The sequence below is a fragment of the Bradyrhizobium sp. SZCCHNR1051 genome (assembly GCF_032489615.1).
In the GTDB taxonomy this organism is placed as follows: Bacteria; Pseudomonadota; Alphaproteobacteria; order Rhizobiales; family Xanthobacteraceae; genus Bradyrhizobium.
The window spans coordinates 258054-277576 of record NZ_JAUEYJ010000008.1 but is presented as its reverse complement, the minus strand read 5'-3'; the positions used below and the strand labels follow the sequence as shown (position 1 = coordinate 277576).

The 19523-nt window shown below is 64.7% G+C and carries 22 protein-coding genes; 10 read left to right on the top strand and 12 right to left on the bottom strand.

Going from position 1 to position 19523, the window contains the following annotated elements:
• Positions 1–269: 269 nt before the first annotated feature.
• On the bottom strand, positions 270–695 hold the full coding sequence (gene flbT / locus QW868_RS12670; RefSeq protein ID WP_315715996.1) for a flagellar biosynthesis repressor FlbT: 426 nt from the start codon (positions 693–695) through the stop codon (positions 270–272).
• 387 nt (positions 696–1082) lie between these two features.
• Between flbT and QW868_RS12665 the strand changes: the two genes are divergently transcribed.
• The 4 genes from QW868_RS12665 (at position 1083) to QW868_RS12650 (ending at position 5561) form a co-directional block, all read left to right on the top strand.
• On the top strand, positions 1083–2630 hold the full coding sequence (locus tag QW868_RS12665; RefSeq protein WP_316162781.1) for a flagellin: 1548 nt from the start codon (positions 1083–1085) through the stop codon (positions 2628–2630).
• A 227-nt stretch (positions 2631–2857) separates the two neighbouring features.
• Positions 2858–4429 (top strand): flagellin, encoded by a 1572-nt coding sequence (locus QW868_RS12660; protein ID WP_315738794.1) that lies wholly within the window; start codon positions 2858–2860, stop codon positions 4427–4429.
• Between the two features lie 365 nt (positions 4430–4794).
• Entirely contained in the window at positions 4795–5160 is a 366-nt protein-coding gene (flaF, locus tag QW868_RS12655) for a flagellar biosynthesis regulator FlaF (RefSeq protein ID WP_315738793.1), read from the top strand.
• Positions 5161–5192: 32 nt separating this feature from the next.
• Positions 5193–5561 carry a hypothetical protein gene (locus QW868_RS12650; protein ID WP_316230683.1) on the top strand — a complete coding sequence of 123 codons (369 nt, stop codon included), beginning with the start codon at positions 5193–5195 and terminating at the stop codon, positions 5559–5561.
• A 91-nt stretch (positions 5562–5652) separates the two neighbouring features.
• On the opposite strand, the gene QW868_RS12645 is transcribed toward QW868_RS12650, so the two are convergent.
• The 4 genes from QW868_RS12645 to QW868_RS12630 all read right to left on the bottom strand — a co-directional run bounded on the left by QW868_RS12645 (position 5653) and on the right by QW868_RS12630 (position 8305).
• Complete coding sequence (locus tag QW868_RS12645) at positions 5653–6039, bottom strand: hypothetical protein (protein WP_315738790.1); 387 nt, start codon at positions 6037–6039, stop codon at positions 5653–5655.
• A 213-nt stretch (positions 6040–6252) separates the two neighbouring features.
• The gene (locus QW868_RS12640; protein WP_315738789.1) at positions 6253–6738 is read right to left on the bottom strand and encodes a hypothetical protein; all 486 of its coding nucleotides are present in this window, start codon (positions 6736–6738) and stop codon (positions 6253–6255) included.
• Between the two features lie 56 nt (positions 6739–6794).
• On the bottom strand, positions 6795–7181 hold the full coding sequence (gene flgJ, locus QW868_RS12635) for a flagellar assembly peptidoglycan hydrolase FlgJ (RefSeq protein WP_315756568.1): 387 nt from the start codon (positions 7179–7181) through the stop codon (positions 6795–6797).
• Positions 7181–8305: a flagellar basal body P-ring protein FlgI gene (locus QW868_RS12630; RefSeq protein ID WP_315738786.1), complete on the bottom strand. Its 1125-nt coding sequence runs from the start codon at positions 8303–8305 to the stop codon at positions 7181–7183. Before QW868_RS12630 ends, flgJ begins: the two co-directional genes overlap by 1 nt.
• A 269-nt stretch (positions 8306–8574) precedes the next feature.
• Between QW868_RS12630 and QW868_RS12625 the strand changes: the two genes are divergently transcribed.
• Complete coding sequence (locus tag QW868_RS12625; protein ID WP_315716005.1) at positions 8575–8988, top strand: flagellar assembly protein FliX; 414 nt, start codon at positions 8575–8577, stop codon at positions 8986–8988.
• Between the two features lie 14 nt (positions 8989–9002).
• Here QW868_RS12625 and QW868_RS12620 read toward each other — a convergent pair whose 3' ends face one another.
• Positions 9003–9377 (bottom strand): helix-turn-helix domain-containing protein, encoded by a 375-nt coding sequence (locus QW868_RS12620; RefSeq protein WP_315716006.1) that lies wholly within the window; start codon positions 9375–9377, stop codon positions 9003–9005.
• Between the two features lie 144 nt (positions 9378–9521).
• On the opposite strand from QW868_RS12620, the gene QW868_RS12615 reads away from it, so the two are divergent.
• The 4 genes from QW868_RS12615 (at position 9522) to QW868_RS12600 (ending at position 14116) form a co-directional block, all read left to right on the top strand.
• Entirely contained in the window at positions 9522–10133 is a 612-nt protein-coding gene (locus QW868_RS12615) for an NAD(P)-dependent oxidoreductase (RefSeq protein WP_315778475.1), read from the top strand.
• A 228-nt stretch (positions 10134–10361) separates the two neighbouring features.
• Positions 10362–10727 (top strand): RNA polymerase-binding protein DksA, encoded by a 366-nt coding sequence (gene dksA / locus QW868_RS12610; protein ID WP_170323279.1) that lies wholly within the window; start codon positions 10362–10364, stop codon positions 10725–10727.
• 205 nt (positions 10728–10932) lie between these two features.
• Entirely contained in the window at positions 10933–13032 is a 2100-nt protein-coding gene (locus tag QW868_RS12605; RefSeq protein ID WP_316230682.1) for a sensor histidine kinase, read from the top strand.
• A gap of 292 nt (positions 13033–13324) precedes the next feature.
• A complete protein-coding gene (locus tag QW868_RS12600; RefSeq protein ID WP_316179124.1) occupies positions 13325–14116 on the top strand; it encodes a 2-keto-4-pentenoate hydratase in 792 nt (263 codons plus the stop codon).
• A gap of 54 nt (positions 14117–14170) precedes the next feature.
• Here QW868_RS12600 and QW868_RS12595 read toward each other — a convergent pair whose 3' ends face one another.
• The 6 genes from QW868_RS12595 to flgF form a co-directional block, all read right to left on the bottom strand.
• Positions 14171–14464 carry a helix-turn-helix transcriptional regulator gene (locus tag QW868_RS12595; protein ID WP_315738781.1) on the bottom strand — a complete coding sequence of 98 codons (294 nt, stop codon included), beginning with the start codon at positions 14462–14464 and terminating at the stop codon, positions 14171–14173.
• Positions 14464–14799 (bottom strand): type II toxin-antitoxin system RelE/ParE family toxin, encoded by a 336-nt coding sequence (locus QW868_RS12590; protein ID WP_315738779.1) that lies wholly within the window; start codon positions 14797–14799, stop codon positions 14464–14466. The genes QW868_RS12595 and QW868_RS12590 overlap by 1 nt, the downstream gene beginning before the upstream one ends.
• A 386-nt stretch (positions 14800–15185) precedes the next feature.
• Positions 15186–15965, bottom strand: coding sequence for a flagellar basal body L-ring protein FlgH (gene flgH / locus QW868_RS12585; RefSeq protein WP_315786433.1), 780 nt, complete (start codon positions 15963–15965; stop codon positions 15186–15188).
• Between the two features lie 5 nt (positions 15966–15970).
• Positions 15971–17038: a flagellar basal body P-ring formation chaperone FlgA gene (gene flgA / locus QW868_RS12580; protein ID WP_315739125.1), complete on the bottom strand. Its 1068-nt coding sequence runs from the start codon at positions 17036–17038 to the stop codon at positions 15971–15973.
• Positions 17039–17057: 19 nt separating this feature from the next.
• Positions 17058–17846 carry a flagellar basal-body rod protein FlgG gene (flgG, locus tag QW868_RS12575; RefSeq protein WP_315756560.1) on the bottom strand — a complete coding sequence of 263 codons (789 nt, stop codon included), beginning with the start codon at positions 17844–17846 and terminating at the stop codon, positions 17058–17060.
• 22 nt (positions 17847–17868) lie between these two features.
• A complete protein-coding gene (gene flgF, locus QW868_RS12570) occupies positions 17869–18633 on the bottom strand; it encodes a flagellar basal-body rod protein FlgF (RefSeq protein WP_316230681.1) in 765 nt (254 codons plus the stop codon).
• Positions 18634–19010: 377 nt separating this feature from the next.
• Between flgF and fliL the strand changes: the two genes are divergently transcribed.
• Positions 19011–19505: a flagellar basal body-associated protein FliL gene (gene fliL / locus QW868_RS12565; protein ID WP_315738773.1), complete on the top strand. Its 495-nt coding sequence runs from the start codon at positions 19011–19013 to the stop codon at positions 19503–19505.
• Positions 19506–19523: the final 18 nt, after the last annotated feature.

Below are 19523 nucleotides of genomic sequence, written 5' to 3'. Positions count from 1 at the left end.
GCGCTGTCGACCCGCCAGTCGATCGCGGTGTCCGCGCTGTCGCTCGCCAACCAGTCGCAGGCGAGCGTGCTGCAGCTGCTGCGCTGATCCGCAGGCATCGCATCTCGACAACGAAGGCGGCGGGGGAAACCCCGCCGCTTTTCATTGGAGGGGACGAGGAGGGGGGCCGACGGTGCGGATGGCGTATTGCGACGAGCCCGTCAGGACAAAAAAGCCGGCCCGCCATGGGCGGGGCCGGGCCTTCGATCTACGATGTGTTCGGCGGAGGCTCAGGCCGCCGAGCTCACCGGCTTGTCCTGCTGTTCGGCTTCAGCCTGCTCGATCAGCTTCTTCTCATAGGCGACGAGCTTCTTGGCTTCCTTCAGCGCCTGGTAGAGATCGCCGTTGAGGATATGGCCGTTGATCGCCTCGATGATCGGCCAGGCGCTCGGCACCGTCGTGATGATGTCGCGCAGCAGGTTGAAATAGGTGCCGTGATCCGCGTCTGCCCCCGGCGAGATGTACATCAGCTGGACCGCAAGATAGACGAGCTTGGCCGGCGTGTCGGCCGTCTCCGGCGTCAGGATGTCCTTCTCGCGCAGGATCGGAATGTTCTCGCCGTCGATCAGGAGACGCGCGCGCTGGTCGGTGTTGGTGATCACGCAGGAGCCGATGATGATGCGCTCATGCGGCTTCAGTTCGACTTTCAGGGCCATTCTCATTCTCCGTTGCCGCATCGGCGTGGCGCCGAACCTGCTGCGTCGAGGCCGATGACCGGTCCAGCTGCCAGTCTAGATCGCGCGGGGAGTCTGCGCGCTCGATCGGTCGGCGCGCAGCAATCCTTTCCGATCATGGTTAACGGACGGTAAACGGCCGCGCACGCCCGGCGAATATGCGGTGTTTTCAAGGTGATCCGCGGCGAATCACCTCTGCGCGGCCGTGCCGATGCCGCGCATCGGGGACCGCGAGCGGCCGTGACTTCACTGTTTGTTAGCCGCTCGCATTTACCTTAACGCCCGTCGCCCGGTGGTGCAGTCACCGACGGGCTTCGCCTTGATCCTGAATGGATCGGGCAGTTTGTTTCACACCAGAAGGGTATGAAAATGTCAGGTATCGTCCTCTCGGCGTCGGTGCGTCAGAATCTGCTCTCGCTTCAGTCGACGGCTCAGCTCCTCGCCACCACCCAGAACAATCTCTCCACGGGCAAGAAGGTCAACTCGGCGCTCGACAATCCGACCAACTTCTTCACCGCCCAGGGTCTCGACAACCGCGCTTCCGACATCTCCAATCTGCTCGACGGCATCGGCAATGGCGTGCAGGTGCTGCAGGCCGCCAACACCGGCATCACCTCGTTGCAGAAGCTCGTCGACAGCGCCAAGTCGATCGCCAACCAGGTGCTGCAGAGCTCCGTGGGCTATTCCACCAAGTCCAGCGTCACCTCGGCGGCTCTGACCGGCGCGACCGCCACCGACCTGCTCGGCTCCAGCTCGACAGCTGTGACCGGCTCGGTCGTGAACAACGACAATACCTCGAGCGCGGTGGCGATCACCGGCTCGACCAAGCTGTCGGGCACGGCGGGCACCGCGTCGAACAACCTCGCCACCGGCATCACCTCGGGTGAGACGCTGGTCGTCAACGGCACCACCTTCACCTTCGTCACCGGCACGTCCTCGACGGGCACCAGCATCGGCATCGGCGACAGCGTCAGCAACCTGCTGTCGGCGATCCAGACCCAGACCGGCGTCACCGCGTCGATCACGGCGGGTGCGATCACCTTGACGCCGCCGGCGGCGGGATTGACGCTCTCGGGCAGCACCGGCACCTTGGGCAAGCTCGGGCTGACTGCTGTCGGCGACGGCTTGTCAGGTCAGACCTTGACGATCGGCGCGACAGGGGGAGGCACGGCGACGAGTGTCACGTTCGGTCTAGGGACAGGGCAGGTCAAGTCGCTGAACGATCTCAACACCAAGCTCGCAGCCAACAACCTGCAAGCCTCGATCGATACCACCGGCAAGATCTCGATCACCACGACCAACGACGCGGCTTCGGCCACGATCGGTGCGATCGGCGGTACGTCGGCTGCATCCAGCCAGGCCTTCAACGGTCTGACGGCGGCGGCTCCGGTGGCGGATGCGACCGCGCAGACGCAGCGCGCGAGCCTGGTCTCCCAGTACAACAACGTGCTGGCGCAGATCAACACCACCGCGGCCGACGCTTCGTTCAACGGTGTCAACCTGCTGAACGGCGACACGCTGAAGCTGACCTTCAACGAGAACGGCAAGTCGACGCTCTCGATCACCGGTGTGACCTTCAATACCGGCGGTCTTGGTCTGTCGACCCTCACCTCGGGCACCGACTTCCTCGACAACAACTCGGCGAACAAGGTGATCACCCTGTTGAACTCGGCGAGCTCGACGCTGCGGTCGGAAGCCTCCACGCTGGGTTCGAACTTGTCGGTGGTGCAGATCCGTCAGGACTTCAACAAGAACCTGATCAACGTGCTGCAGACCGGCTCGTCGAACCTGACGCTGGCCGACACCAACGAGGAAGCGGCCAACAGCCAGGCGCTGTCGACCCGCCAGTCGATCGCGGTGTCCGCGCTGTCGCTCGCCAACCAGTCGCAGGCGAGCGTGTTGCAGCTGCTGCGCTGATCCTCAGGCATCGCATCTCGACAACCAAGGCGGCGGGGGAAACCCCGCCGCTTTTTTTCGCCTGGTTTGGCCGTCCGGCCCGTATCAATACTGGCACGGAACCGGACGCGAGTGGAGCCAAGGATCGCAACCAGTCGTTAAGCAAGAAATTTAAAGCGCCATTAACCATGTTTTAAAAGTGGCTGGACTAGAACCTCCTGGTGAATAACTAGGAAGGTTTCACACATATGTCCGGTATCGTTCTCTCGGCTTCGGTTCGCCAAAACCTGCTGGCGCTGCAAAACACCGCATCGCTGCTGGCCACGACTCAAAACAACCTGGCCACCGGCAACAAGGTCAACACGGCGCTCGATAACCCCACCGAATTCTTCACCTCGCAATCGCTCAACAACCGCGCGAGCGACATTGCGAATCTGCTCGACAGCATCGGCAACGGTGTCCAGGTTCTCCAGGCTGCGAATACCGGTCTCACCTCGCTTCAGAAGCTCGTCGATAGCGCCAAGTCGATCGCAAGCCAGGTCCTCCAGGCCCCGACGGGGTACACCACCAAGTCGAGCGTGACCTCCGCGGTCATCTCAGGGGCGACGGCGAACAACCTGCTCGGTAGCTCCTCAAACAATTTCGTGACCGGCAGCGCGGTCAACAACGACAACCTCAGCTCGGCCGTTGCGATCACCGGATCCACCAGGCTGTCGGGTACGGCGAGCTCGACCTCGAACGACCTGGCGAGCAGCGTCACCACCGGCGATACGCTCGTGGTCAACGGTGTCGTGTTCACCTTCGTGGCCGGCTCGGTCTCGGCCGGTACCAACATCGGCGTCGGCGACACCGTCAGCAACCTCCTGGCTGCCATCGATTCGGTGACCGGAGCCACCGCAACGCCGTCCACGGTGGCAGCCGGCAAGATCCAGCTGGCGACAGGCACGGCGCAGGATCTGACAGTATCGGGCACGGCCCTGGCCAAGCTCGGATTGACCGCCGGCACGACCACACGAAATCCGCCAGCCTTGACAGGACAGACGCTGACAATTGCCTCGACAGGAGGCGGCGTCGCAACGAACATAACGTTCGGCACAGGTGCTTCGCAGATCTCGACGCTGGCACAGCTCAATACGGCTCTCGCGACCAACAACCTGCAGGCCAGCCTGAGCACGACGGGTCAGCTTACGATCCTCACCACCAACGAAGCGGCATCGTCGACGATCGGCGCGGTCGCCGGCTCTTCGACCGCGGCCAGCATGGCCTTTAACGGCGTGACGGCATCGACCCCGGTGGCCGACACCAACTCCCAGACGACGCGTGCCGGCCTGATCGCGCAGTACAACAACGTCCTGGCGCAGATCAACACCACGGCGCAGGACGCCTCGTTCAACGGCATCAACCTGCTCAACGGCGACACGCTCAAGTTGGTGTTCAACGAGACCGGACGGTCCACGCTGAACATCACCGGCGTGACCTTCAACAGCACCGGTCTCGGCCTATCGGCGCTGGTGGTCGGAAGCGACTTCCTCGACAGCAACTCGGCCAACAAGGTGCTCACGACCTTGAACAGTGCATCGACTGCGATCCGCTCTGAAGCGTCGTCGCTCGGTTCGAACCTCTCGATCGTGCAGATCCGTCAGGACTTCAACAAGAACCTGATCAACGTGCTGCAGACCGGCTCGTCGAACCTGACCTTGGCCGACACCAACGAGGAGGCGGCCAACAGCCAGGCGCTGTCGACCCGCCAGTCGATCGCAGTCTCCGCGCTAGCGCTGGCCAATCAGTCGCAGGCGAGCGTGCTGCAGCTCCTGCGCTGAGCGCGAACGCGCTGGAATGATATCTCATCGAAGCGGCGGGCCATGCCCGCCGCTTCTGCTTTTGGCTATGCCGTGCGTGGCAGCGCGGGTCTCCGTTCGATGTCGGTGGGTGAGCTGCGTGAAGGCGCCGTTGTTCGTGTAGTTCGCGCCGCCGAGGCGTGATGAACAACGTACGATCCTCGTCCGGACATTTTGAATCATCGCGTTCGCAAGAAATTAAGAGGTGCACCAAACAAGGCGATTTGCGGTGCTCCGTGACGCTACGAAACGAATTCCGCTAACGGCCGCTAACCATATTTTAAAGGCACGCAAAGTACAAAACCTGAGCAGTTTGGTCGTGTCCCTGCGTCAGTCCGGAGTAGTTGATGTCATATGCCGCTCAAGCCTATGCCCGCACGTCGCAGACGACGGCATCACCACGGGAGATCGAAGCTCAGGCTCTGTTGAAAGCGGCACGGCAGCTGCAGGAAGTCCAGGCCAATTGGAGCGGCCCTGATCGCAACATGTACAAGGCTCTGCTCTTCAATCGTCGCTTGTGGACGATCTTCATGAGCGCGATGGAGGCGGACGACAATCCGAATCCGCTCGACATCCGCCAGAACATCGCCAACATCGGCGTGTTCGTGATGAAGCAGACGATCGAGATGCAGATGGATCCGGATCCGGCGAAGCTCAAGTCGCTGATCGACATCAACTGCCACATCGCCGCGGGATTGTCCGGGCGGAGCTGACCGTCGGGGACAGGGGCGGGTGGCGCGTCGTCATGACCGATGTCACCAGCATCCTGTCTGCGTCCTACAAGTCGAACCTGCTCAGTACGGCGCGAAGCAACAGCAAATACGTGGCCGTCGATCCGACGCTCTATCAGGGCGGCTGGAGCGGAAAATATGCCAACGGGAAGTCGTTCACGGTCTCGGTCTCCAACGTCAAGGGCTTTCACACCAAGGTTCGCGACCAGGGCGAGGGCGTGAACAAGTATCAGGACGTGCTGATCAGGGATAATGCGTTGGGGATCGGCGGTACGAAGTTCACGCTGACCGGCAACGGCAAGGCCCAGATCAAGAACGTGGTCACCGACGCCGCCTCGGGCCAGACCTATCTCGACACCGCCTACGCGACCCGGAGCAGTTGATCCGCCAAAGCTGCGCCGCTCGATATGACAACGCCGCCCGGTGAGGCGGCGTGCAGGCGGCGGCGGAATGAAGCGGTCGCCCCGTGGGGGCTCAGGCGGTGCGATCGGTCGCCACGACGCGCGGCACGTCCGCCTTCTGCATATCCTTCTGCAGGTCGAGCGTGTTGAAGTAGGCCCGGCGGCGCAGCACGGCCTCATCCGGATATTGGGTCACGACCTGATCGGTCTTGCGGTTGACCACCTGGAACACCAGGGCGGCAGCGGCGCGATCGTAATAGGCCTGCCGCGACACCGACAGATCGTTCGCGACGTTGACCGGGACGTCGTTGCGCACGGAGGCGCCGGGCTCGGCCGCGGTCACGGTCTGGCTGGGAGGAAGGTCCGTTGGAACAGCGCTCACCACCGCCTGGCTCGACGGCGGAATTATCGGAACGGACGCTGGCGTCCCTACCGCTCTTACGCTGAAATCGGAACTCATGGCAGCCTCCTCATGGCCATCGAGTCAATTCCCAACCCATCCCGCTTGCAACTATGCCGATGACCAATCAACGTTATGTTAGGAAATAGGATGAACGGCGCGTTGTGATTCGCCTGGGCCTTTTAAGCTTATCCGAGCGTTAAACGGCGACGGCCGCGCGGCCCTCGAGGCGGCGCGGCGCTGCAATGCAGTGAAGGGTGCCGGTGGTGAGGCTCAGAGCGTCCGGCTGACGGCGAGCGGGGTGAGGTGCCGCGCGCCCGGGGCGGCGCGGCGGCCGCCGGCGGTATACGTGCTGGGGATGTTCTTGCGCTGAACCTCGGCATTGACGCCGCGCACGATCTTTTCCGAGATCGCGTGCGCAGTCGCCAGCACGGTCAGGTTCACCTGCAGCAGGGCGCGGAAGGTGTCGTGGTGACGGTGCAGGGTGGCGAGCAGCTCCGGCGCGGTCTGCTTCATGAACTCCTGGCTCGCCTTGAGGCGGCCCACGGTCGTGACGTAGTGGCGGGACAGCTCGGTCTTCTTCGGGCCGAACGCCATGCCTTCGCGCAGCTTGCCGGCGCGAACCAGCTCGGTCTCCTGCTCGATGACCGCGATCAGCTCGCTCATGACGCTCACCATCTCGTCGGCGAGCGCGCGTGCCTCTGCGGCGCTGGTGGCGGCGGCGTAGGTCGTCTTCTTCGCTTGGCCCTGTGCGGTCATTTCATAACTCCCTTCGGCGTGAGCGTTTGCCGCCCACGCGCTTGTCACGCGAACATTTACGCTTTGCCGTTGGCGCCGGAGCTGCTGCCGGCCTGTTGCAGGATGAGTGTGCGGAAGACGTCGTTGGAGATGCCGACGCCGCCGGCTTTGGCGAAGTTCTTGGAATATTGCTCCGTCAGCATCGAGCGCCAGACGCCGGTGCCCGGCGTGTCGCCGAACGGCCCTTCGCCCTTCACTCCGCTGGTCATCTGCGAAAACATGCTGTTGAGGAACATTGCTTCGAAGTCGGTCGCCGTCGCCTTGGCCCTGGCCTGCGCCTTGGGCGAGACCTTGGTCAGGGCCTCGGCGAGATCGAGATCGGTGCGCGGCGCGGTGACGGCCGCGGCCGTCGGCATGTTGAGAGCGACGCGGCCATGATAGGAGTCGATGAAGGACGTCGCCATCACATCACCTCGATGTCGGCTTCGATCGCACCCGCCGCCTTGATGGCCTGCAGGATGCTGATCAGGTCGCGGGGACCGATGCCGAGGCCGTTGAGGCCGTCGACCAGCTGCTGCAAGGACACGCCGTCCTTGACGACCGCGAACTTCTTGCCTTCCTCGGTGACACCGACGCTGGTGCGCGGTGTGACCACGGTGCGGCCGCGCGACAGTGGATTGGGCTGGCTGACCTGCGGACTTTCGGAGATCGTGACGGTCAGGTTGCCTTGCGCCACGGCGACGGTCGCCACGCGCACGTCGCGGCCCATCACGATGATGCCGGAGCGCTCGTCGATGACGATCTTGGCGGCGAGATCAGGATCGACCTGCAACTGCTCGATCTCGGTCAGGAAGGCGACGACGTTGCCCTTGAACTCGGCGGGAACGCTGAGCTGCACCGTCGACGGGTCGATCGGCTCGGCGGTCTTGACGCCGAGGAAATCGTTGATGGCGGCGGCGATGCGTTTTGCGGTGGTGAAGTCGGCGTTGCGCAGGGCGAGCCGCACGTTCGGCAGCCGGTTCAGCGCGAACTCGATCTCGCGCTCGATGATGGCGCCGTTGGCGATGCGGCCGACCGTCGGCACGCCGCGCACGATCTTGGCGGCCTCGCCCTCGGCCTGGAAGCCGGAGATCGCGAGCGAGCCCTGCGCCACCGCATAGACGTTGCCGTCGGCGCCGAGCAGGGGGGTGACGAGCAGGGTGCCGCCCTGCAGGTTCTTGGCGTCGCCGAGCGCGGACACCGTGACGTCCATGCGCGTGCCTTGCGTCGCGAATGGCGGCAGGTTGCCGGTGACCATGACAGCGGCGACGTTGCCGGTGCGGATGGTGGCGCCGCGGATGTTGACGCCCATGCGCTCGAGCATCGCCTGCAGCGACTGCTTGGTGAACGGGATGTTGTTCAGCGTGTCGCCGGTGCCGTTGAGGCCGACCACGAGGCCATAGCCGATCAACTGGTTCTGGCGCACGCCCTCGATATTGGCGAGATCCTTGATCCGCGAGGTCGCATTCGCAGACATGACGGTAGATGCCAGCGCCAGCACGGCGGCGCAGGCGACCTGAAACAGGCGCGTGGTTCGGACGCGTCGCATCCTATGCTCCCCTCGAACTCTTCAAGTGATCACTCGGCCACTCCCATGACCGCATGATCGACGTTAACTATGCGAGCGTCGTGCCACGGCGATGCTCCGGGCTAACTCATTGAAAGAGTGTGAAATCGACTCGAAGCTTTGTCGCGGTCCAGGGGTGCTCGGGGGGAACGAAGCTGCCGCCCCGGCAGAATTTGCCGGGCCGTTTACGCACCGTTAACCACGGCGGAGCCAATCTCCCGCTCGACACGCGAAGCTTGCGGGAGCCATCGATGCGCATCTACGGACCGAACGGCACGACCCTGGGCTCGTCGACCAGCAGCACGCGGAAGGCCTCGTCCAGCGGCTTCAAGCTGCCTGACGTCGGCACCACGCAGGACACGCGCGCGACGCTCGCGCCGAAGCAGACTGCGAACATCGATGCGCTGCTGGCGCTGCAGGGTATCGAGGAGGAGCCGGCGGAGCGCCGCAAGCGCTCGGTCCAGCGCGGCAAGCGCGCGCTCGACGTGCTCGATGATCTCAAGCTGACACTGCTGTCCGGCAAGCTCGACACCGCGATGGCGCTGCGGCTGCGCGATGCCGCGGCCGACCTGAAGCAGACCTCGGGCGACCCGGGACTGGATGCGATCCTCTCCGAGATCGAGCTGCGCGTCGAGGTCGAGCTCGCCAAGGCCGGGCGGAGCTGAGACGCTTCGCGCGTTCAAGCCGCCTTCGACGGCTGTTGCGCGTCGTAGCGCCGCTGCGCGGCGGTGACCTCCTTGAGATGGCGCTCGGCCCAGTCGCGCAGCGGATCGACCGCGGCGGCGAGCGTCAGCCCGAGCGGCGTGATCGAATATTCAACGGTGACCGGGACGGTCGCGATCGCGCGCCGCCGCACCAGGCCGTCGCGCTCCAGGCTCTTCAGCACCTGGGACAGCATCTTCTGCGAAATCCCTTCGATCGACCGCCGCAACTGATTGAAGCGCAACGGTTCGTTGCGCAGCAGGATCAGGATCAGCACGGCCCATTTGTCGCCGACGCGATCGAGGATCTGTCGCGTTGGGCAGTCGGCCGAATAGACGTTCGCGGCTCTCATCGGTTACTCCGGCGTGACCAGGTGATCTTAAAGTGCGCTCTTAACACCAGCATTCGTTCCGCTATCTAGTCACTATCGGATACCGAGGCGGCTTCGTCCAGATCTCGGATCCGACCTCGTGATCTCGAACATAGGAGTTTCCCCATGAAGATCGCCGTCGCCGGCGCGTCCGGCCGTGCCGGGTCCCGCATTACCGCCGAGCTGGCCAGCCGCGGCCACCAGGTCACCGGCATCGCCCGCAACCCGGAGAAGATCGCCGGTCACGCCAACGTCAAGGCGGTGCGGGGCGATGCCAACGACCGCGCCGCGCTGGCAAAGCTCTGGGCCGGCCATGACGTGGCGATCAGCGCGATCCATTTCTCGGCCAGCGATGTCGAGACCCTGATCGGGGCGGCCAAGGACTCCGGCGTATCGCGTTACCTCGTGGTCGGCGGCGCCGGCTCGCTCGAGGTCGCGCCGGGTGTGCGGCTGGTGACGACGCCCGGCTTTCCGGCCGCCTACAAGGCCGAAGCGGAGAAGGGCGCCGCGTTCCTCGATCGTCTGCGCCAGGAGAAGGAGCTCGACTGGACCTTCCTGTCGCCCTCGGCGATGATCGATTTCGGCGCCCGCACGGGCAAGTTCCGGCTCGGAACGGACCAGTTGCTGGTCGATGCCGACGGCAAGAGTTTCATCACCTTCGAGGACTTCGCGGTCGCGATGGCCGACGAAATCGAGCGTCCGGCGCACCGGCGGGCCCGTTTCACGGTCGGTTACTGAGGCCGTCCACGGCGTCCCGCCGGCTGCGGCCGAATTTGCCTGTGCAACGGCCCGAACGGCGGGGCGCCCGTGCCGATCGAAATATTGTCTGTCACATGAGGCCGCTATATAACGCGGCCGCGAACGGGCGTATTCCGTCCGCCGGTGCCGAAACCGGCGCCAGCACGTACAGATGGGCTGACCTTGGAAAAGTTGAAGAACTACAAACCTTCCGAAAAAGAGCCTTTCATGAACGAACGCCAGCGCGACTATTTCCGCGCCAAGCTGCTGGCATGGAAGGAGGAGATCCTGCGCGAATCGAAGCTCACCCTGCAGGCTCTGCAGGAGGAGAACGTGAACCATCCGGACCTCGCCGACCGTGCGTCGTCCGAGACCGACCGGGCGATCGAGCTTCGCGCCCGTGACCGCCAGCGCAAGCTGATCTCCAAGATCGACGCGGCGCTCCAGCGCATCGAGGACAACACCTACGGTTATTGCGAGGAGACCGGCGAGCCGATTTCGCTGAAGCGGCTCGAGGCCCGGCCCATTGCGACGCTGTCGGTGGAGGCGCAGGAACGCCACGAGAAGCGTGAAAAGGTCTATCGCGACGAGTAGGTCGCGACACTGACCTGAACGAGCGGGGATTGCGGCCGCCTGCCGGGTGCGGCCGCAGTATCTGTTGACGGCTGAGACGGTGCTTGTGCGATCCGCACAGGCTGTGCGGGAGCGAGCGCAAGCGCCTTTGGTTTTCCGAACGTCAGGAACTTTTTCGCGCCTGCTGAATTAACTGCGGTTCCATCTCGGAACGCCGCGGGGAATCATGGGCGAGCCGGACATAGCCAGAGGCGCGCTGGCGACGATGCAGCGCTCCTACGGCGCCCTGAGCATCAAGGGACGCCTCCTTCTGCTGGCCGGCATTCTGTTCCTGCCCTGCGTCGGACTGATTGCCTATGTCATCGTGTCGATGGCGCAATCCGCCGACGCCTCGATTCGGCACGGCCTGTCCTATGCCGCGCAGACGATCTCCGGAGCTGTCGACGCCGAATTGCGGCGCTATATCGCGCTCGCCGAGGTGCTGGCCAAGTCTCCTGATCTCAGCGCGGCCGATCTCAGCGACTTCGAGGCGGAGGCGCGCCGCGTCGGTGCGGTCAGCGGCGAAGGCTGGATCATCGTGTCGGACGCGAGCGGCCGCATCCTGCTCAACACCGGGGCGACGCCGGGCAAGCCGCTCGGCGAGCGCACGCCCGAAGGCCGGCACTCGCAGGAGCGCGCTTTTCAGTCAGGAAGGCCATCGATCTCCGACATCTTCACCGGTCCCAATTCCGGCGCGTGGGTGGCGACCGTCGATGTCCCCGTCGTCAAGGATGGCAAGCCGTTCCGTTGCCTGTCGATCGCCATGCCGGCCGCGAACTACACCCGGCTGCTGGCCCAGCAGCAACTGCCGGCCGACTGGCTGGTCGGCATCATGGACGGCCAGGGCCGCTACATCTCGCGCATTCCGAAGAACGCCACCACGATCGGGCAGCCGGCGTCGGCCGGCTGGCGGGCGACTGCCAAGGCCGAGGGGATCGCGGAGTTTCCGTCGATCGAGGGCGATCGTGTCATCAACGCCAATGCGCGTCCCCAGCTGAGCGACTGGACTGTCGGGGTCGGCATCAAGCAGGCGGCTTTCGCCCAGGCGATCTCCTCGACGGTGCAGACCGCAACCATCGTGGCGACGACGATCTGTGCCCTGGCGCTGCTGCTGGCGGCCGGCATCGGCCGAAGCATCGCCCGGCCGCTCGAAAGCATCGCCGTCAAGAGCGCCATCCCCGGCGAGGCCGCGCCCTCCGATCCTCCGGAGGTCCGGGCGCTCAACGCCCGACTGGCTGCGGCCGAAAAGGCGCAGGCGGAGAGTGCGCGCGTCATCCAGGAGAATTTCGGGATGCTCGCCCAAGCCAGGGACGACGCGTCGCGCACGGCCGGGCAGCTCAAACTCGCCGCGAAATACGGACGGCTTGGCACCTTTACCTGGGACGGCAGATCCGGCGCCAGCCACTGGTCCGACGAGATCGAGGAGCTCTATGGCCTCCAGCCGGGCACGTTCCCAGGGACCTATGACGCCTGGCTGGCGCTGGTGCATTCCGAGGACCAGGCGCGTGCCGATCGGGACAACAAGCAGGCGCTGATCACCGGCGAGCTCGATTCGGAGTGGCGAGTGGCGCTGCCCGACGGCTCAATCCGGTGGATCGAGGCGCGCGCCCGCATGTTGGGCGGCGAGGGCGGCGGCGATCCGTACATGATCGGCGTCAACATCGACGTCACCGCCGCGAAGGAAGCCGACCGCAAGCGCGAGCTGCTCGTGCATGAGCTGGCCCATCGCGTCAAGAACAGCCTCGCCGTGGTGCAATCGCTGGCGCATCAGCTGCTGCCGCGGCACGACGCCAAGGTCCGCGACTTCACGTCACGCCTGCATGCGCTAGCGACGGCGCACACGAGCCTTGCCGAGAACGACTGGCAGGGCGCCGATCTCGCCGCCCTCATCAGGAGTCAGGTCGCGCCGTTCGCCAGCACACCGGATCAACTCGCCACCAGCGGCCCCGCCATCCTGGTCCCGGTCGAGCTGACGACGCAGCTGGCTCTCGTCATCCACGAGATGGCCTGCAACGCCAGCAAATATGGCGCGCTCACCACGCCCAACGGTCACGTCGATGTCAGCTGGTCGTTGGCCCAGGACGCGCTGCATGTCCGTTGGCAGGAGAGCGGCGGCCCGCCGGCGCGCGAGCCTCCGGTGGTCGGCTTCGGCAGCCGGCTGCTGACCCGCACGGTCAGGCATCTGCAGCGCACATTTGCCGAGAGCGGGCTGACCTGCCAGTTCGAGCTGCCCTGGCTCACGACACGTGACGAGAGCTCGATGGCCGCAACGGGCGAGGCGAGTTGAGCGTCAGCGCGCGAAGCGCCGCTCGGCTGGTCCTGACATGGCCTCACATGGCCTCGCCATCGCGCTCTGCCATACCGCGTCCGGGATATCGGCGCAGAGACGGCAATTCCGATGAGCGAGGTACTGGTTATGGGCGGCTGGTCGGTTGAAAGTGCTGCTTGCGCCCGTGGCCGCGCCGTCTCAAATTGTTGATGAAGCTGAGATGGGAGCCAAAATCTCGTTAATAAACAATCCGTTCACCATAAATCCTGCGATGCCGGTTCGGGCCGCGGGCCAGGGGAGTTGAAGGGCCATGGGAGCAGACGAGATCCTTGCCGCTGCGCAACTGATTGTAGATGCCCGCAAGCGGCGGGCGCCCTTGGGCGCTCTGCCGCCGCAGCTTCAGCCGAAGGATGAAGCTGCCGGCTACGAGATCCAGCGTGAAGTCCATTGGCTGCTCGCCGAACAGGCCGGTGACTTCGCTGGCTACAAGATCGGCTGCACCAGCAAGGTGATGCAGGACTATCTTGGTATTCCGCATCCCTGCTCCGGCGGGGTGTTCGCGCGCGGCGTTCACCAGACGGGGGTCGGATTGCGCACGGCCGACTTCGTCCGCGTGGGCGTCGAATGCGAGATCGCCGTGCGGCTCAAGCACGACCTGCTGCCGTTGGACGCGCCGTTCACCATGGATCGTGTCGTCGAGGCGATCGGCGACTGTCATGCGGCGATCGAGATCGTCGACGACCGTTATGTGCAATGGCAGACGCTGGGGGCGCCGACGCTCGTCGCCGACGATTTCTTTGCTGCCGGCTGCGTCCTCGGCCCGGCGCTCCCGCGCGCTGCCGTAGCGGACTTGGCCGCGGTGCAGGGCCGTGCCATCGTCAACGGCACCCTGGTCGGCGAGGGCACCGGTGCGGATGTGCTGGGACATCCGGTCCACGCGCTGGCCTGGCTTGCCAATCATCTTGCCGCCGGTGGTGACGGGCTCGAGGCCGGACAGCTCGTGCTGACCGGCAGCCTGGTCAAGACGATATGGCTGAGCGCGGGCGACCGGGTGCGGATGGAGCTGGACGGCCTCGGTGTGGTCGAGGCGGCGTTCATGTGATCCCGCGTCGAGGAAGACCTGCCGATCTCTGAGCGGGGCGTTGCTCCGCTCCAGCTAGACGAGCTCCATGCGCAGATGACGGCCTACGGCTCTGGCGGCGCGCGCCAGCGTGCCGAGCGTGACGGATTCATTGTCGGGATCGAGCAGCCGGTCGAGCTGGGCGCGGCTGGTCTCCATGCGGGCCGCCAGCTCGGTCTTGGAGATCGCCTCGCGCTTCATTAGCTCCTCGAGCTGCCGTACCAGCACGCGCTTGATCGCGCGCGCCGTCACGGTCTCGTAGAGACCGTCCTCCTTCAGAAAGTCGTCGAAGGCAGAGCCGACCTTGCCGGCAGTCTTAGGTGCGCGCATCACGAAATGTCTCTCATGCGTTTGACGGCCAATTCGATATCGGATGCCGGAGTCTTCTGACTCTTCTTGATGAAGGCATGGAGCAGGATCATCCGGCCGTCTCGCAAGCAAAAGATCACACGGGCGATCCGGCCCTGCGTGAGGCTGCTGCGAACCTCCCACAGTCCATGACTCAATGGCCGACACAGAGGAAGCCCGATCGGCCAAGCAAACTCGACGTCCTTGATATCCTCGCCGAGGATCCGACGATCCTCGGCAGGCAATTCCTTGAGCCAGTCCCGGACGGGTTCGCGGCCGGATGGCAGCGCGTAGAAGAACGCCGGTAGCCGTTTCATTGAAATGTACCATTTTTGGTACGTTCTGCAACAGGGAAAATGCTGAGCAGGCTCTCAGTTGATCGCCAAGTGAACGACACTTGTCTAGGCAAGTAAACGAACACGGCCTCCGGCAGGGGAGCTACCGGAGGCCGTGTATACATCGCCCGCTGCGCCTAGGTTCGCATTGGGCAATGTGGGAGCTCGCTTTCAGAGAAGGGCGGCGGCTGCGGATCATCTCATGACCAGTGTCGCGCTCGGCCAAGTCCTTGTCTGACCCTCCGGGGAGGGATTTTCATCGTGTCTCTTCATCCTTGTCCGATTGCCGACCCAAGACATTCAGGTCGGAGCTTTCGCGGCGACCGGGTGTGGTTGGATCCGCCCGGCCTTTCGATGTGATCTTCGCCTCAGAACGGCAGCAGGATGTCCATCACCTGCTGGCCGTAGCGCGGCTGCTGGACGTCGGAGATCTGGCCGCGGCCGCCGTAGGAGATACGGGCCTGGGCGATCTTGGTGGAGTCGATGGTGTTGTCGCTCTGGATGTCCTCGGGCCGCACGATGCCGGCCACGATCAGCTCGCGGATCTCGTAGTTGACCCGGATCTCCTGCTTGCCTTCGACGACGAGGTTGCCGTTCGGCAGCACCTGCGTCACCACCGCGGCGACGCTGGTGGTCAGGGATTCCGAGCGCTGGATGGTGCCCTTGCCGTCGGAGGACGAGGTGCCGTCGGCGGTCAGGATGCGGCCGGGCAGCACCTTCTGCGCCTGCACGCCGAGCGTCTTCGCGCCGATGAAGTCGGTGATGCCCGAATCCTCCTTGTTGGTGCGGCTGCGCTGGGTCTCGTTGGCGAAATTGGCCTTGTCGGAGATGCTGACCGTGACGGTCAGGAGGTCGCCGACCTGACGGGCGCGCTGGTCCTTGAAGAAGGCGCGCGAGCCGTTGCGCCACAGCGAGTTCGGCGCGTAGGACACCGTCTCGGGCTTGGGCATCGGCATCTGCACCGGCTTGTAGCCCGGCTGTGTGGTCGGGTTGTCGATCTCCGTCAGCTTCGGCCGCTCGCCGATCTGCGACAGCCGGTCGATCGAGGAGCATCCGCCGGCGATCGACAGCACTGCGAAGGAGACCGAGACCAGCGCAACCCGGCGCAGGCTCGAGGCGCCCCGACCATCAAACTTGAACTTCGACATGAAACTTACTCGGCTTTCGGGGTGGCGGAGGTGGGAAGGCGGCTGGCGACGGCGACGGGCGCGGCGATGTCGGCTTCGGAGGTCTGCGCCGGCTTGGCGACGGCGATGTCGACGGAGACCTGGCCGCGACCCGAGACGCGGCCGGTCACGGTGCGCTTGGACTGCAGATTGAGCACGCTGACGACGTCGCCTTCGGTGCCCGACTCCAGCGCCTTGCCGCGCGTGGTGAGATAGATGCCGGCGGTCTGGTAGATCAGCGTGACCGCCTGGTCGCGCTGCACGAGGTCGGGCTTGGCGAGGTCGGTGGTCTTCAGCGCCTGGCCGGCGCGCACCGCGCGGCGCATCTGCATGCCCACTGCGAGCTCGCGCGAGGCAGGCTCGCCGCCGCCGAGCTCGGCGCGCGGCCGCCGCTCGGTCTGCAGGTCGCCTGAGCGGATCATCTCGTTGCGATCGATGTTGCGGGTCAGCACCACGGCCTCGACGGTCTCGATCGCCGTGCCGGTGTAACGCAGCTTGGTCGGGCTCGCGCCATTGGCATGGCCGAGCTCGAAGGTGATGTCGAAGCGGCCGCTGCGGGGGTCGAAGCGGGCGCTGGTCGGCGCCAGCGTGCCTGACGTCGAGGCCTCGAATTTGAGATCCTGCACCGGCTGGTCGAAGCTGATGCTGAGATTCGCGGCATCGCCAAGTCCGTTGCGGTGATCGAGCGCCTGGGCCACTGCAGTGCTGATCTCCTTGGCGTCGATGGCGCGGGCCAGCCGCGTGACCGCGACCTCCTTGATGTCGCGGACCTCGACGCCGATGACCTGGTGGGTGCGCAGGGTCGCTATCACCTGCGCGGCCGGCAGCACGCCGGTCGTGCCGAGATCGGGCGCGCGGTAGACGGCGATGTTGGCCGCGACGCCCGCATTGTCGATCAGGTCGCCGACGCGCACGATGTCGCCGGTGACGTTGACGGTGGAGCGCAGCACGGGCGCCTTGATCTGGTCGTCGGCCTCGCCGGCCAGCGCCGACAGCGCGGTCGAGGCGAGCAGGGCGGCTGCGAGCAGGAAGGGACGGACGGTGCGGGTCATGATGGCGATCTCCCTTCGAACCTCAGCGGAACAGCGCAGTGGTCGACTGCAGCATCTGGTCGGCGGCCGAGATGACCTTGGCGTTCATCTCATAGGCGCGTTGGGCGGCGATCAGCTCGCTCATCTCGCTGACGACATCGACGTTGGCCTGCTCCAGGCTGCCCTGGGTGATGCTGCCGAGGCCATCCTGGTTGGCGACGCCGTCCTGCGGTGCGCCCGACGACGGCGTGTCGGTGAACTGGTTGTTGCCGACCGGCTGCAGGCCGGCCTTGTTGATGAAACGGGTGACCTGGAGCTGGCCAATGATGTTCGAGGTGGTCGAGCCCGGCAGCGTCACCGAGACCTGGCCCTGGGCGTTGACGGTGATGCCCGAGGCGTTCTGCGGGATCGTGATCGTCGGCTGCACCGGGTTGCCCTGCGCGGTGACGATGCGGCCCTGATTGTCCATCTGGAAGGTGCCGTCGCGGGTGTATTGGAAGGTGCCGTCGGGCATCAGGATCTTGAAGAAGCCCTCGCCCGAGATTGCGAGGTCGAGATCGTTGCCGGTCTGCGACAGCGTGCCTTGCGTCATCGAGCGCGGCGTGCCGACGGTCTTGACGCCGCCGCCGATGTCGATGCCGACGGGGAGGATCGTGCCCTGGTCCGACGACTGCGCGCCGACGCGGCGCATGTGCTCGTAGATCAGGTCCTGGAACGCCACCGTCTGCTTCTTGAAGCCGGTAGTGCGGAGGTTGGCGATGTTGTTGGAGATCACCTGAACGTTGAGTTCCTGTGCCGCCATTCCGGTCGCAGCGGTGTGAAGCGCCTGCATGTCACGTCTCCTTCAAGATCTGTCAGGCCGGAACGTCGGCGAGTTTCTCGATCGCGTTCTTGCGCAGGTCGCTCTGGACCTGCAGCATGTTGGCGACCTGGGTGTAGGCGCGCATCACTTCGACCATCTTGCTCATCTCGCCGACCGCGCTGACGTTCGACTTCTCGATGTAGCCCTGCTGGATGGTCGACTTGGTGTTCTGCTGCGGGATGGCGCCGGCGGCGGCGGCGTAGAGGTTGTTGCCCTGCTTCTGCGCGGCCTGCGGATCGGCGAAGTTGACGATGCGCAGCTTGCCGCGGATCGAGTCGGTGCGGTTGACGCCCTCGACCACCGTCACGGTGCCGTCGGGCGAGATGTTGATGTCGTGGTCGGTCGGCTGAAACACGATCGGACCGCCGGTGCCGAGCACCAGGTCACCGGCGGAGGTGACGAGCTGGCCGAGGTTGTTCATGTGCAGGTTGCCGTCGCGGGTGTAGCGCTCGCCGGCCGCGGTCTGCACCGTCAGGAAGCCGTCGCCCGTGACGGCGACGTCGAGCGCGTTGCCGGTGCGCTGCATCGAGCCCTGCGAGAAGTCGCGATAGGTGCCGCGGTCCTGGACATAGGACACCCTGCGGGCGGCGCCCGGAAAATTGTCTTCATGCGCGCCGGAGGAGAGATACTCCTCGAACAGCTGCTGATCGGCCTTGAAGCCGTTGGTGTTGACGTTGGCGACGTTGTTGGCAACGACGTCGAGCTGCCGCTCCAGCACCATCTGCCGCGACAATCCGATGAGAAGCGCATTCTCCACCGGTCGATCTCCCCTCTTAACGAATCCCGTTCGCGGCACCTCTCCCAAGGCGGTCTCGACCGGGTCTTCAACGAACCGTTCAGCTCTCCCAAGCCGGCGGGTTCGCAAGGGGTACAGCGAAAGCCGTGCCAACTCTGAATCTATCGATAAATCAACGATTTGGATTTAAGCCCGGGTTCAGAGCGCCCGGCAATAACGTCTCGCTAACCATAATTGCCCGGCAAGTTTTTCCCACCGCCTCGGCAAAAGAAAGCTTCCGTTAACCATTGTTACCGTAGCGTTCCCTCAACAAAGCGCAGATGCGCTGGGAGCGTTGGTTTCGCGTCATTAAGCTTTCTGGCGGCATCGGCTCGATTTTCCGGAAGGATCCGAAAGCCATGGCCGAGAACGACGCCGGAGCAGGCGAAGGCGAGGAGCAAGCAGGCTCGCCGAAGAGCAAGCTCAAGCTGATCATCATGGTCGTCGGCGCGCTGGCGCTGCTCGGCGTCGGTGGTGCGGCCTATTTCTTCTTCTTCAGCCACAAGAACGACGAGCATCACGCCGAGGCGGCGCCGCCGCCGAAGCCGCCGGCCTTCGTCGAGGTGCCGGACCTTCTCGTCAACCTGGTCGGCAATCCCGGCGACCGCGTCCAATATCTGAAAGTGAAGATCGTGTTGGAGGTGAAGGAGGAGAAGCAGGTCGAGACGATCAAGCCGACGCTGCCGCGCGTCACCGACATCTTCCAGACCTATCTGCGCGAGCTCCGGCCGAGCGACCTCAACGGCTCGGCGGGCCTGTTCAGGCTCAAGGAGGAGCTCACCAAGCGGGTCAACGTCGCGCTGGCGCCGAACCAGGTCAACGCGGTGTTGTTCAAGGAAATCGTGGTCCAGTAAGGCAAAGAAGCTCAACGA